Source organism: Shewanella violacea DSS12 (genome assembly GCF_000091325.1).
GTDB classification, from domain to species: Bacteria; Pseudomonadota; Gammaproteobacteria; order Enterobacterales; family Shewanellaceae; genus Shewanella; species Shewanella violacea.
Map to the genome: position 1 here is coordinate 1,502,261 of NC_014012.1, position 13,472 is coordinate 1,515,732.

A 13,472-nucleotide genomic window follows, 5' to 3' on the forward strand; every position below is an offset into this window, starting at 1 on the left:
GACCTTACTAATATAAATAACGATTGGAACAATATGAAAATTTGGGTTGATGCCGATGCTTGTCCCGGCGTGATAAAAGAGACGCTGTTTAGGGCGGCCGATAGAGCTAAAGTGGAAGTGACTCTGGTGGCTAACCATTCTATGCGTATTCCACCGTCACGTTTTATAAAGATGGTGATCGTCTCATCGGGTTTCGATGTAGCCGATGATGAGATAGTTAAGCGTCTCGATGCCGGAGACCTGGTGATCACAGCTGATATCCCCTTGGCATCGGAAGTGATAGATAAAGGCGGCGTGGCGCTTAATCCTCGTGGTGAGCTTTATACGGATCAAAATATTAAGGCTATTTTGAATATGCGAGACTTCATGGACACCATGCGTTCCAGTGGTGTGCAAACCGGCGGCCCCGCAGCCTTGGGCCAGAGTGATCGCCAAGCATTTGCCAATCAGCTGGATAGATTTATCACTAAACATCATAAACCTGATTAAATCATTGAGACTGGCTTGCTCTTGGTTCTTTTAATGGGCTTATCTAAACGGTGAAACTGGTTAAATATATCGGCCGAGATATAGCCCAAATGCTTGGTGCCATTTACAGGAAGTATGAAGCAAGGCCCATGATAAAGTAGGCCCATGATAAAATAGGGCCAAAATAAAGTAAGGCCATAAACTACACTGGCAAGTCGCCGTAATCCTTATCACAATTAGCGAGCATAACCCCTGTTCAACTGTTTTCAGTGGGTGTGGCCGCAATTTTCGGAATGGAAATAGGCCTTAGAGTGAACTTATCCTCATAGGTTCGCCTCAGCTTTGTGTCCCAGCATATTCACGTATTCGCACTATTTATTTGTTCAATATATTCCTCGTTCAATGCTTTCCTGATTCGATATCGTCTACTTGTTCAATATATTCCTCGTTCAATGCCTTTTCTGATTCAATATTGTCTCTGGTCTTTAAGATGCCATCTGGCATCGCATCATTAGCCTGTGGCTGTGATAGCGTATTATTTTAATGCCTGATTGGCATGCAGCCTCTACCCCTAAGGGATATCACTCAGTCTGTTGCAAAGACTATTGTCATCGAAACCATACTAATTTATGGCCTTATTTAGATAATTCCTCTGGGTTTTACTAGTATTTGTAGGGTAGTTACCATGCTTATTCGTTGAGGTGTAATGATGAAACTTCATTGGCAGATAATGATAGCGATTGTTATAGCCATTTTTATTGGCTTGCTTACCCCTCCCAGCAGTCAAATTTATCAAGTCTATGGCTTTTTCGGCACCCTGTTTCTTAATGCTCTTAAGATGGTGATAGTGCCCTTAATCATGGCATCGATTATCTCCAGTATGGCTAGCCTCAACCAGGGAGATAATCTGGGTCGCTTGGGGCTTAAGACCTTGGGTTATTATGCCACCACGAGTCTCATTGCCATCTTGATTGGACTCACGGTCGTTAATATCACCAGCCCAGGCATTATCGATGGTGCGCCTGCAGGTGAACTGTTAAACCTGCACGCCGATAGCGCCGAACTCGAGTCGACTCTGATGAAAGTCGAAGGCAGAGGCAGTAAAGACTTGATTGAGATATTTATCCGTATGATCCCCACCAATATAGTCGCCGCAGCGGCAGAGGGACAGATGTTGGGGCTTATCTTCTTTAGCCTCTTGTTTGGCTTCTTTATGGGCCGTGTGGAAGGACGCAGGGGAGAGGTGCTGCGAGACTTTTGGAAGGGAGTGTCTAAGACCATGGTGCTTATCACTCAGTTTGTCCTCAAGTTTGCCCCTATCGGTATCTTTGCATTAATCGCTAAAACCGTGAGTGCCACAGGCTTCAATGCCTTCGCTCCTATGCTGGTTTTTCTGTTGACTGTGATAACGGCATTAGCGTTACATGCATTCGTGGCTTTACCACTCTTGCTTAAATTTGTTGGGGGGGTGAGTCCGCTAAAGCAGTTATCTGTGATGTCGCCAGCCATGTTGATGGCATTCTCTACCGCTTCATCATCTGCCACTCTACCTCTGACTATGGAGTGCGTGAAAAAGCGCGCCGGAGTATCACATAAGACTGCCAGTTTCGTGTTGCCCTTAGGCGCTACGGTGAATATGGATGGTACGGCTTTGTATGAGTGCGTCGCAGCCATGTTTATCGCTCAGGCATATGGTTTGGAGCTCGGACTAGTAACCCAGTTCACCATAGTTCTCGTGGCGTTATTAACGTCTATTGGAGTCGCAGGGATCCCAGCGGCAAGCTTAGTGGCTATTACCGTAATTTTAGCCGCCATAGGCCTGCCACTCGAGGCGATTGGCCTGCTCTTAGTTACTGATAGGATCTTGGATATGATGCGAACCGCTGTGAATGTCTATAGCGACGCCTGCGGCACTGTGATCATTGCGCGAACCGAGGGAGAGTCTTGGGTGCTCTCCCCTGAGCAAGACCACGAGGTCACCGAACCTGACAATGATTAACCTTTTTAGTGATAGTGATAGTGTTGTCATTCTAGGTTTAAGAGAAACTTGGCGATTAATTTCCCCTGAGCAAGACCACGAGGTCACCGAACCTGACAATGATTAACCTTTTTAGTGATAGTGATAGTGCAGCTTATACTTAGGCAGAATGTAAACAGATCTGTGTGATTGTTTTCTTTCTGAGGTGTAACGTGAGCTAGCTGAATTAGCTTGTTAATTAATGCCCTTGCTTACACTTGTATTTGGCTTATGTATTTCAGGAGACGGTAATTTACGCTAGAGTCTGTGAACTCAATGAATTTAGATCTTTTAAGCGGGCATTATGGAAGATGCAATGTCGAAAAGATGCAGTTAGCACAAATCGAGCGAGAGGCGAGATGGAGTCTCCCTTGGTGCATGAGTTTGTCGACATCTTAGAGCCTATCAATACACTCGCCGAGTCTTGGTTTTGTATGGTGACTATAAGACTAAAGTGGTGATGCAACCAGGATTCAGGCATTTGATGACCCATGGCTTATCGTCAATATGTCGGTTTAAAAATCTGTGGAAGCACTTAAGGCTTTATCTTTAAGACTCAGCATAAATTTTTATATTTCATTTAAACAGGAGATTAACTTGTCCGGTCAATTAACAAAAAGCCTATTATTGCTCACTGCATTGGTTGGTTTTAATAGCGCTTCCGCCAACGATACAGCTCATGATGAGACTGCTAGTGATGTTTTTAGTGTCGACAGAATCGTCTCTAATGATGTTGAGCTTAAATTCACCAATGACGGTGATATACAGCCCAAAATTAGTGAATTTATTGTGGTCAATTACGTGTTGATGAGTAATGAAAAAGGCGATCGTCGCGCCGTAGTGACGCTGGAAAATCAATCATCGGGTAGCCGAATCTTTAAAAGTGATCAGGTTATGGCGCTCATGGGAGATGGCAGGCGTCTCTCTCCCCATACCTATAAGCAGAAATTTAAACGAGGAGAAAGCATCTCAATGACACTCTTATTTGGCAATAACAAGTCACCCATCCTGCAGATTTATACCCGCCAATAATGCTGATGCTGATTCTTCATGTCTCTTACAGTTTTTAAAGGCTTAGTGGTAATAACAAGACCTTCATTCTACAGATTTACACCCTGAAATAATGCATAGTCTGCATTTATTAGGTCCACAATATTATTTGCTGGTGCTGAAAATCTGAGCCATTAATTCTTTTATCTTTTTGATTTCACTTTTATTCAGCCTTCTTTCCCTATATTCATCTTTCCCATTCATGATGAACTTTTTATTTGGTGTTGATGGAATGTAAAGCAATCTGTTTGTTTTTTGGAGGAAGAGAAATAGGTTTAACTACAAGTTATTGAAATTAAAGGTTTTGTATCGTTTATCTTAGCCATTATTGCACTGTTTATAGGTAAAACTATCATCTCTCGCTATGAGTTGTTACGAAAATACAGTATTCCAGAACCCGTGGCTGGAGGCTTTGCTTGTGCGACTATTGTGGGGGGGCTCTATTATGCTTTTGGTATCCAGATTGAATTTAACCTGGATGTCCGAGATATCCTACTGCTCTATTTCTTTGCTGGTATAGGGCTTAAGGCCGATATTGTGACCTTGCTAAAAGGCGGTAAACCGCTGCTCATCTTGTTAGTGCTTTCGAGAATTTTTATCTTCTTGCAAAACTTTATGGGGTCAGTGTTGCGACTCTGTTTGGTTTAGATCCTAAAGCGGGTTTGATGTCTCGCTCTGTCTCCCTAATCGGTGGCGTTGGCACGGCCATGGTTTGGACACCCACCTTCGTGGAGGAGCTAGGCATACCTAATGCCAGTGAGTGAGGTATAGCATCCAATACATTAGGCCTTATTGCCGCTTATGTCATTGGTGGTCCATTGCCGCTTATTTGATGAATCGCCATAATGTGAAGCCTAATCTGGATACTAACTTAGATATCGGTGCTAGCCATAATAACCGCAATCATATAAAAGTCGATTATTTTGGGGTGTTACGCGCCTGGTTATGGTTAAACGTGACCTTGATTGTGGGTTACTTTATCGACATCGGATGACAAGAGGCTGGGCTTAAGCTGCCTATGTTCGTTGCTTGTCTGTTAGCGGGTATTATTATTGGTAATCTAGGCAGAGTTTATCTCAACCGTGACAAAGAGAAAGATAGAAGTTATGTCGAGGATGCTTCCAGAGGCTTATCACTCATTCAAGATATCTGTCTAGGCATGTTCTTAACCATGGCCTTGATGAGCCTGAAAATCTGGGAGCTCTAAGGTAGCCTGGCTTATATCTCTGTAGTGATGACGTTGCAGGTATTGCTGTCGATTCTATTCACTGTATTTATAGTATTTAGGCTGATGGGCAAAGATTATGAGGCGGCAGTTAACTGACAATAAAAAAGGAACTTAGGCTCCTTTTTATTGTTTGAGTGTGTCGCTTAAGTGTCTATCTGTTAATGCTTATAACAGCTCTTCGACAATGCGCTTGAGTAGGTAGGTCTCTCGTTCGATAGACATGCCTTTTTTGGGACTGTTGGCTATGGTGTGCTCGTTGTGTTTAATTGCCTCAAATATGTTGAGCCACACAGGGGTCATGCCATTTTGAATTTCGTGTTCTTCCAGTTTCGTGGCACCGAGTTCGGGGTGAATATTGCATACATAGCAATATGACTCCATGTGTATTATGTCAAAATCTTCTTTGTACCAAGGTCTGAATTCTTCGTAGATACCAAATTCACCGATAATTTCGATATGTTGAGCGCCTGTCTCTTCTTCGAGTTCTCTGAGTAGACCCGTTTCGATGGCTTCCCCTGCATCTATTCCCCCACCTGGAATGCTGTAATCATGATAGCGCTCCGTATAAAGCATAAGAATGTTTTCACCGTCGAGAATGATGCCGCGGGCGGCTTTTCTATGGAAGGTTTTTCCTTCGAGAGAACTCAGTTTCGGGTGAGTGGTGCTTGTTAAATGGCGCATAATTTTTCTCTAGATGATCTTAGTATTGTTGGCAAGGGCTTAGCCGTGGAGCTTGTGCTGTATGCTTAATTCATTCACTGCTTGGTATTGTGAAATGATCTGTTCAATCTCAGCATCGTTTGTTGGTGCATTTTGCTGCATGCGTCGATAGTGGGCTAATGTCTTAGTCAGATAATATCTGTCGTCATCTCTGGAAAGGTCCCACATCTGTGAGCCAACAAGGGAGACAGGTGTCGAGCTTAGAGTCGATAGATGCATGACTTCATAGAACCGCTTGTTCTCTTTGATTAAGCACTCATGGACTAAGCCGAGTTTGAGCTTGGATACTTGGCTTCTCACCTTGTAGTTGTGATGTACTGGGCAGAGGATAAACTCCAGTTTTTTGTCGGGATAATCAGTCAAAATTTTACTGACTAACTCGATAAGCAGATCGCCGCCGATACCGGCTATGATGATCAGGTGTCGCTGGCTATGGCCATATTGTGCAAGGGGGAGCTTGGCGACGTCGAGATAGTGAACCTGCCATCTGGGCTTAGCTTGTTGAATGTTAGCCGGAGAAAATCTTTGTAACTTAGACTCAAGTGCTAACATCAAGTCTTCAACCACATCGACAAAGTGGATGGTCTTGGCGGCCCCTCGTTTCAAGAGGCGAGTACCTAATAAGCCATGATCGCAGCAGCAATCCCAGATGTGATCATATTCTCCGTCTACCATCTTATCTATCAGGCTTAGGCGTTGGCTTAATTTCACAGAAGGTTCTCGTTGGTACTCAATCGGGGGGATTCTAGCTTCAAATACCGTTTTGTAGAAATGATCCGTGAAGCTTAGACAGGGTTATACATGGGCTGGGAGTGTTAAAGCCTCCATAGAGAAGGCTTTAGCAAGAGTATTTGTTGCCTTAAAGCACCATATTTAGCTCTAACTCAATATCAGTACAACCCTTCTTACAGAAGACACCATAGGTTCCTGTCTGCTGTTTCTCTGTAGGCACTATAAGCTTGAGAGGCTGATTACAGGTCTCACACAAGACCGTATTGCCTTTGAAGATACGTTTAATCATGTTCTTCTGTGCATTAAATGATTTGGCTGTGGTCTTATTAATTGCTGAGAAATCGAGTTTCTGTGTCTTGCCTGGGCTAGTTTCGCTCATTATTCGCCATCTAAGTTAGTCTTCTTTGTTATCTATTGCCGATTATATCTTTGCTGGGGCAAACACTAAAGACTTAATCGTCGGGATAAGGCATCTCTTGTTATTTTTTTATGGGGTGAAGTGAATACGAGGCGAAAAGTTGTAGGGAGAGCAAGATTTACAGGGCTGGATAACGGGTCTCAAGGGGCAGTGAGCAGCTTGGGGCTTGCTGATAGTGTTTGTTAGAAGTTGAAAATCGGGATACAAAGTAAGCTTGTGGCTCTCATAAGAAATATCTACAATATCAACCAATATTCGACCAACTCCAGATAACAAGATGTCTAAGCCAAATAAACCCGGATCAGAGAAGGTCTCAGTAAACGATACAGAGCTAGAATGCCCTTCTTCTCTGGATAACGCTGCTGAGGACATTAAATTGGCCGTGGATCTTATCTATCTCTTCGAAAGTCATCAGATAGAAGCGGAAGTCGCGCTATCGGCCATCGAGATAGTCAAAGCCGACCTTATGTCTAAATTAGGTAAAGCTGCAAGTTAACACACAGACCTAGGTTTGTGTGTTAGGTCATATTCCTAAGATAGAGTTAAACCAGCAGGTGTCCCAGCTTGACTAAAATAACCGTTTCCTGTTTCACGAAGGGATAATGTTCGCTCAGATGCGGACTGCGTATCCAGGTATTTGCCGGATATGTGCCGTGCTCATCTTCAAACTGTCCCGATAATACCAGTATCTCTTCGCCGCCAAAGTGACTATGGGGTTGAAAAACCTCACCAGCAGGCCATTTCACCAGCGCCGTGTGCTGTCCTTCAAAATCATGCAACGACATGACCTCGAGCCCTCCAATACCTTGATGCCATAGATTTGACTTGGTATCGACGCGCACTTGTTGAGTATCTTGAATATCAAATTGGTTAAGTTTGACAAAAATTGTGCATCCATCGGTGCTAAAGGGGCTATGGCTGCTGCCTGGCGGATTACGAATGTAAGTCCCGGCCGGGTAGTCGCCATTTTCATCTGAAAAGGTGCCTTGCAACACCAATATCTCTTCACCCATTGGGTGACTATGAGCACTGAAATGTGAACCCGGCTGATAAACAACTATGCTGGTGGCATGGCCGCTCTCTTGGTTCTCTCTTGCCAGAGGTTTACGGGCAACTCCTTCAAGGGGGCTGGGGATCCAGTCCATATCATTGCTGTCGATAACGACTCGCTGTGAAAAATCCATATTCAGATTTATATTTAGTAAAGGATTCATAATAAGGCCCCTTGTTGATCCCGAAATGCTGATGAATGTTTGCTCTAAACTCTAAACTCGATTAATTACGGCCAGCCATCACGCCACCATCGACATCCCAGATGGCACCTGTAACCCAGCTGGATGCATCAGAAAGTAAAAAACTAATGGCATTGGCAACATCTGTTGGTGTGCCTATCCTGCCGATTGGATGGAATTCATTAAAACCTGCTAAGGCTTCATCCATTTGCTCAGGTGCAATAAAGGACTGATAGATAGGTGTCTTGACCACGGCAGGAGAAACGGCATTGACCCTGATATTAGCGTCAGCTAGCTCCATGGCCATATGTTGCGTCAAGGCATGTAATCCTGCTTTGGCCATGGAATAGGCTGAAGAGGGCGTCGCTTTTACCGCTTGCTTTGCCCACATGGATCCTATGTTGACTATGTTGCCACCGTCATTTTTCATCATGTTCTTAACTGCGGCTTGAGATATCATAAAGGTGGCTTTATTCAGACCCATATAGATTTCATAATCGCTCTCGCTGTGCTCAATGAATGGCTTGGGGTTGAAATAGCCGGCGGCATTGACCAGATAACCTATGTTAGTTGAAGCTAACTCAATAAAGTCTATGATGCGTTGCACTTGGCCTGTTTGAGACAGATCTGCTTGTAAGCTAGATACCTTGCCAAACTCACTGAGCTCGCCAACGGCGTTTGCTAACTTAGGCGCATTATTACCCACAATAACCACTTGAATATTAGCCGCTAGTAGCTGTTTGGCTGATTCAAAGCCCATGCCGCTGGAGCCGCCAATAATAAGCGCTATGCCAGAATGTGAAAAATTCAGATTTGAAGAAAATGAGTTTGAAGAATGAGTCTTTATACCAGTCATAATAAATCCTTGTCGATTATTCGTTGATTACTTATTTGGTCGGCGTTTTTAGCCGTTTGATGTGATAATCTTATGGCTCATCGATAGATTATAAAAGTAAGTACAATTAGGTTAGCTAGGTACTTTTTGGTACATCTTTATGACTTTAAAAGAAAAAGAAATTTCAAATTTACAGCCCCGAGTCGTTAGCCCCAGTGAAAGCACACGTATGGTCGAAACCATAGTTGGCTGTAAATGGTCTCTGACCGTATTCCAACTCTTGGCTCAAGATATCAATCGTCCCGGTGAGATGGTACGCCACGTTGAGGGGTTAACCACTAAGGTGCTCAATCAATGCCTAAAGCGTAATGTCGAATTCGGGATATTAGCGAAAATTAGCTATCCGGAGATCCCTCCGCGAGTGGAGTATCACGTAACGACTTTCGGAAATAAGTTTATGACAATTTTGGATGCGCTTAAGGAGCTTCAACAAGAGATAGAGGCGCAATAATATTTGCACCGTTAAACTGCTGAGTTCAAATCGATGAACTTAGCACTGCCACTCTTATATTGCCTATTTTAACCTTCACCATACGCTTAAGTTCACCTGTGGTTAACTTAAGCAGTAGAGTGGAATTCCCGGATTCATTCGCCTTGGATGAGTCTGCAACCAATACGCTGACGAGCTCACTTTCCTGTACAGCTTTATATAGGCAAGCCTGTATTTGGTGATAGGTATTCCAGTTATGACTAAGACTTTTAGCTATATCGTTAGTAGGTTTCTACACGACGAATAAAGCGTGACTCGTCTCTCTTTATTACAGCATGCTATTCCGTTAAGCTCATAGATAGGACCTCAGAAAAATAGTCAGTCAGGGATGCAAGGGATATGTGTGCAGACAATAAAATCAGCAAATTTCAGGATAAGATAAAGGCGCTGCAAGATGAAAATATCGAGCTGACAAGGCAGAATATAAGCATCGAGGAGAAGTTAAGCGCAGCTTTAGATGGTACAGGCTTATGTCTCTGGCAGCAGCATATTCCCAGCGGGAAACTGACCATCTTTAATCGAGACTGGGGGCACATGCTGGGTTATTCGGAGCAAGAGCTGTCGGCTCATGTAGATAGCTGGAAAGAAAAACTTCACCCAGAAGACAGAGATTGGGTACTCGCCGCGTTTGAAGATCATGTATCGGGCAAGACTGAGTCTTATCAAGCTATCTACCGGATGATCCATAAAGATGGTAGCGTTAGTTGGGTATCAGACAGAGGACGCATCGTCGAATATGATGCTGAATCTAGGCCGGTTCGCATTATGGGGACTCATATCGATATTACCCAAGAGAAATGCTACGAACTTGATTTAGCCCAGCTAGCTCACTGTGACCCTCTCACTCATCTGCTCAATCGCAAGGCGCTAGAGCAAGCTTTTTATGCTCAACAAGTTAGTCAGCCAAGCATTGGCGGTGCACTTTTCTTCATCGATCTCGATGGTTTTAAGCAAATTAACGATAGATATGGTCACCGGCTCGGGGATCTGGTGTTAATGGACGTGGCACAGACACTTAAGGATAAGGCGGGAGACTTAGCTCAGCTCGCTCGCTTCGGGGGGGATGAGTTCGTGATATTACATACCGACATTAATAAAGAGGTGTTGGTGAACTTGGCTAAAAGCATTTTGGATCACTATCGCAGACCCGTTTACATAGATTCCTGTGAAGTTAAATTAGGCTTAAGCATAGGTATCAGTTTATTCGATTGTTCAGAGCCCTTTATTGCTATTTGTGAGCATGCAGATAGGGCCATGTATCGAGTGAAGCAGAGGGGCAAACATGATTATTCCTTTTGGCAACAGAATGACCCTCTCGCATTTGAACTAACCAAACTGGTTAGTTAATTCTTGCTCATTTAGCCTTTACCAATAGATTAAGACTTCTTGCTTATTTAGCTTTTACCAATGCATTGATACTTCTTGGTGACTAAATACACATCACATCTTGAGCCTATCTTATCTCGGCAGCTGATTCGTTCACCGCTGAATGGGTCCGCTTTTTTGAAGCCCCAGGCTTTACATCTTTTCGATGCCGTTTTTAGTGCATCTTGTTCATCGAATTGAGATGTTTCGTATTGGTTGTAGGTATAGGAGAGCTCTATGATGCCATCGGCTAGGCTACCGCCTGTTGCCTCCATGGTTTTCATGGATGTACATGCCGACATCGTCAGGGCTATGATTGCAATTACCAGTGTCTTCTTTAGTTGTTTGTTCATAAGTTATTGATTACTACCGTTAAGTTGGCTTTTTGACTTGTCTGTTCTTCCTTCTAGCTTTAGGCATCATAGTCAATGACTTGCTTAAGATCACATTGAAAATAGTAAATGAAGTGTGTTTGTCTAAATATCGTTCAAAAGCCACAAGGCGCACCATCTTAGTTATCATGTGGGTAACATCTTTAACGCCTTAATGCTCAATTTTAAATAAAAAAAATGCAGCCAAGTGGCTGCATTTTTTCGTTATATGGTGAGAACTAGACCTAGTTAGCTATTTTAAGATCTGCTTTTTCACTAATTAAGTTCATATTAAAATCGAACTCATCGACGCGGATAGCGCGCTCACGCTTGAGGTTGTAACTCTGTAATTGCTTGTGCTCAGTGGCGTTGATAACTTTAGCAGCAAGGGCATTATCCAGTGTGATAGGGAAGCGAATTCCTGATTTGAATTCACGGCTCTTAAGCCCTTTTTTGACCTTAGCCAGTAACTCGAGACAATCCAGCTTAGCCAGATAGGCTTGCTCGTTGATGTAGTTACCATCACCGACAACAGGCTTAATCAAGTGAGTCAGGTTCTTCTTAAACTCGGTATTAAGCTGGGCCTGCTCGGCAAGCTCTCTGACTAAGTTATCATTCACCTTGGGCATCTTAGCCGAGAAGGTCACAGTCAATACACGCATCAACTTACGTGTTGCCGATGATGGGAAGTTCTCCAAGAAGGCAAGCAATGCTTCTTCAGCCTTACACAATGACCAGCGAGTGGCATAGTGAAAGTAAGGAGCCGCTTGTGCTCTTTGCTCACTAGGCAGTTTCTGCTCGTAATAACGAATCGATGCCATGGCGGCGTAGAGATAGCTCATCACATCGCCTAGGCGTGCCGATAACATCTCGGCTTGCTTGAGTTTCCCGCCCAGTACCAGTAGCGAGAAGTCGGCATATACAGCCAGTTTAGAAGCCAGCTTGTTGACTGCTTTCTCGTATGTCGCGACCTCAGGTAGTTTCGAGCTTGAAGAGGCCGTAAATGGCAGTAGGCCTAAACGGAATGCACGCAAACTGTTGTTGACGCTGTAACCTAAGGTTTTACGGAATATGCTGTTAAACACCTTATCGGCATTCTTATGATCACTATGAATCGCCTCAACCATGCTCTGCATATGTGGATGACAGCGCATCACGCCTTGTCCGAAGATCATCAGGTTACGGGTAAGAATGTTGGCGCCTTCCACTGTGATTGCGATAGGCTGGGCAAAATAAGCCGAGGCTAAAGTATTCTGTGGACCACGCTGAATGGCTTTACCGGCCTGAATGTCCATGGCTGAGTTGAGTATGTCTCGGCCAAGTTCAGTCATATGATATTTCGCGATTGCAGTAACCACTGAAGGCTTAAGGCCGATGCCAAGGCCTTCTGTGGTGAGTACTCGCATGGATTCTTGCAGGTAAGTCTTACCGGCAATGTCTGCCAGTTTCTCTTGAATACCTTCAAACTTGCCAATGGATAATCCAAATTGCTCACGTACGGCGGCATATTCTGCGGAAGACTTGAATGAGCATTGGCTTACTGCTGCGCCAAGGGCTGGTAAAGATATACCGCGACCCGCGCCAAGACAGGCCACTAGCATAGACCAACCTCGGCCTATATTAGCCTGGCCACCTATGATGAAATCCATAGGGATAAATATGTTTTCGCCACGTGTGGTGCCGTTATAGAAGTTAACGCCCATAGGATCGTGACGGTTGCCCAGTTGCACACCAGGATGAGACTTAGGGATCAGCGCACAGGTAATGCCAAGGTTTTCCTTGCCACCAAGCAGACCCTTGGGATCTTGAACCTTGAAGGCCAGTCCAAGCACTGTGGCGATAGGGGCTAAGGTGATATAGCGCTTATCCCAGGTGATAGAGAGGCCAAGTACCTGCTTTCCTTCGAACTCACCCATGGTCACTATGCCGACATCTGGAATACCACCGGCATCAGAACCAGCTTCTGGGCTGGTCAGGGCAAAACAAGGAATTTCGAGCCCCTTGGCTAGACGTGGTAGCCAATAGTCTCTTTGATCACTGGTACCATAATGCATCAATAGCTCACCAGGACCCAAAGAGTTAGGCACCATAACGGTTACCGCAACTGCTGAGCTCTTGCCCGCTATGGTGGCGACAATCGTTGAGTTAGCGTAGGGGCTAAATTCGAGTCCGCCGTAGGATTTTGGAATGATCAGTGAGAAGAATTTGTTCTGTTTCAGATAGCTAAGAATGTGATCGGGTATATGTTTATCACCCTGAATAGCAAAGTCATCGATCATCTCTATCAGGCTAGTCACAGGACCATCGAGGAAGGCTTGTTCATCGGCGGTTAATTTTGCAACCGGAATATCTCTTAATGCAGAGAAGTCAGGTTTGCCTTGAAAGATCGATCCTTCTAACCATACATCGCCGGCATCGAGTGCCTCTTGCTCTGTGGTAGAAATGCTCGGCATTATTTTTTTTAATTGGGTTCTTAGACTCATTTT

Annotated in this window: 15 protein-coding genes and 2 pseudogenes; 9 read left to right on the forward strand and 8 right to left on the reverse strand. The window is 44.2% G+C overall.

What is annotated here, in order from left to right; genetic code table 11:
• The first annotated feature begins 33 nt into the window (after positions 1–33).
• Both SVI_RS06030 and SVI_RS06035 read left to right on the forward strand, forming a co-directional pair.
• On the forward strand, positions 34–489 hold the full coding sequence (locus tag SVI_RS06030) for a YaiI/YqxD family protein (RefSeq protein WP_013050577.1): 456 nt from the start codon (positions 34–36) through the stop codon (positions 487–489).
• 685 nt (positions 490–1,174) lie between these two features.
• A complete protein-coding gene (locus SVI_RS06035) occupies positions 1,175–2,467 on the forward strand; it encodes a dicarboxylate/amino acid:cation symporter (protein ID WP_013050579.1) in 1,293 nt (430 codons plus the stop codon).
• Positions 2,468–2,738: 271 nt separating this feature from the next.
• Here SVI_RS06035 and SVI_RS21400 read toward each other — a convergent pair whose 3' ends face one another.
• Positions 2,739–2,978: a hypothetical protein gene (locus SVI_RS21400; RefSeq protein WP_157608661.1), complete on the reverse strand. Its 240-nt coding sequence runs from the start codon at positions 2,976–2,978 to the stop codon at positions 2,739–2,741.
• A gap of 104 nt (positions 2,979–3,082) precedes the next feature.
• On the opposite strand from SVI_RS21400, the gene SVI_RS06040 reads away from it, so the two are divergent.
• From SVI_RS06040 to SVI_RS21860, 4 genes and pseudogenes are all read left to right on the forward strand, one after another.
• The gene (locus tag SVI_RS06040; RefSeq protein WP_013050582.1) at positions 3,083–3,517 is read left to right on the forward strand and encodes a hypothetical protein; all 435 of its coding nucleotides are present in this window, start codon (positions 3,083–3,085) and stop codon (positions 3,515–3,517) included.
• Positions 3,518–3,889: 372 nt separating this feature from the next.
• Positions 3,890–4,299: pseudogene (locus SVI_RS21850) on the forward strand (sodium/glutamate symporter).
• Between the two features lie 68 nt (positions 4,300–4,367).
• Positions 4,368–4,529 (forward strand): hypothetical protein, encoded by a 162-nt coding sequence (locus SVI_RS21855; RefSeq protein ID WP_231847775.1) that lies wholly within the window; start codon positions 4,368–4,370, stop codon positions 4,527–4,529.
• Positions 4,530–4,553: 24 nt separating this feature from the next.
• Positions 4,554–4,859: pseudogene (locus SVI_RS21860) on the forward strand (sodium/glutamate symporter).
• A 69-nt stretch (positions 4,860–4,928) separates the two neighbouring features.
• Here the strand turns inward: SVI_RS21860 and SVI_RS06050 are convergent.
• The 3 genes from SVI_RS06050 to SVI_RS06060 form a co-directional block, all read right to left on the reverse strand.
• On the reverse strand, positions 4,929–5,444 hold the full coding sequence (locus tag SVI_RS06050) for an NUDIX hydrolase (RefSeq protein ID WP_013050589.1): 516 nt from the start codon (positions 5,442–5,444) through the stop codon (positions 4,929–4,931).
• 39 nt (positions 5,445–5,483) lie between these two features.
• Complete coding sequence (locus SVI_RS06055) at positions 5,484–6,194, reverse strand: tRNA (adenine(22)-N(1))-methyltransferase (RefSeq protein ID WP_013050590.1); 711 nt, start codon at positions 6,192–6,194, stop codon at positions 5,484–5,486.
• A 148-nt stretch (positions 6,195–6,342) separates the two neighbouring features.
• Complete coding sequence (locus tag SVI_RS06060) at positions 6,343–6,594, reverse strand: hypothetical protein (protein WP_013050591.1); 252 nt, start codon at positions 6,592–6,594, stop codon at positions 6,343–6,345.
• 316 nt (positions 6,595–6,910) lie between these two features.
• On the opposite strand from SVI_RS06060, the gene rsmS reads away from it, so the two are divergent.
• The gene (gene rsmS / locus SVI_RS06065) at positions 6,911–7,129 is read left to right on the forward strand and encodes a pleiotropic regulatory protein RsmS (RefSeq protein WP_013050593.1); all 219 of its coding nucleotides are present in this window, start codon (positions 6,911–6,913) and stop codon (positions 7,127–7,129) included.
• Between the two features lie 46 nt (positions 7,130–7,175).
• On the opposite strand, the gene SVI_RS06070 is transcribed toward rsmS, so the two are convergent.
• Together SVI_RS06070 and SVI_RS06075 are read right to left on the reverse strand one after the other, a co-directional pair.
• Complete coding sequence (locus SVI_RS06070; RefSeq protein WP_041419738.1) at positions 7,176–7,847, reverse strand: cupin domain-containing protein; 672 nt, start codon at positions 7,845–7,847, stop codon at positions 7,176–7,178.
• A gap of 61 nt (positions 7,848–7,908) precedes the next feature.
• Positions 7,909–8,676, reverse strand: coding sequence for an SDR family NAD(P)-dependent oxidoreductase (locus SVI_RS06075; RefSeq protein WP_041420237.1), 768 nt, complete (start codon positions 8,674–8,676; stop codon positions 7,909–7,911).
• Positions 8,677–8,860: 184 nt separating this feature from the next.
• On the opposite strand from SVI_RS06075, the gene SVI_RS06080 reads away from it, so the two are divergent.
• Together SVI_RS06080 and SVI_RS06085 are read left to right on the forward strand one after the other, a co-directional pair.
• The gene (locus tag SVI_RS06080; RefSeq protein WP_041419739.1) at positions 8,861–9,211 is read left to right on the forward strand and encodes a winged helix-turn-helix transcriptional regulator; all 351 of its coding nucleotides are present in this window, start codon (positions 8,861–8,863) and stop codon (positions 9,209–9,211) included.
• Between the two features lie 378 nt (positions 9,212–9,589).
• The gene (locus SVI_RS06085; protein WP_013050597.1) at positions 9,590–10,597 is read left to right on the forward strand and encodes a sensor domain-containing diguanylate cyclase; all 1,008 of its coding nucleotides are present in this window, start codon (positions 9,590–9,592) and stop codon (positions 10,595–10,597) included.
• Between the two features lie 47 nt (positions 10,598–10,644).
• Here the strand turns inward: SVI_RS06085 and SVI_RS06090 are convergent, their stop codons facing one another.
• Together SVI_RS06090 and SVI_RS06095 are read right to left on the reverse strand one after the other, a co-directional pair.
• On the reverse strand, positions 10,645–10,968 hold the full coding sequence (locus SVI_RS06090; RefSeq protein ID WP_013050598.1) for a YecR-like lipofamily protein: 324 nt from the start codon (positions 10,966–10,968) through the stop codon (positions 10,645–10,647).
• 263 nt (positions 10,969–11,231) lie between these two features.
• Positions 11,232–13,469, reverse strand: a complete 2,238-nt coding sequence (locus SVI_RS06095) for an acyl-CoA dehydrogenase (protein WP_013050600.1) — start codon at positions 13,467–13,469, stop codon at positions 11,232–11,234.
• Positions 13,470–13,472 lie beyond the last annotated feature (3 nt).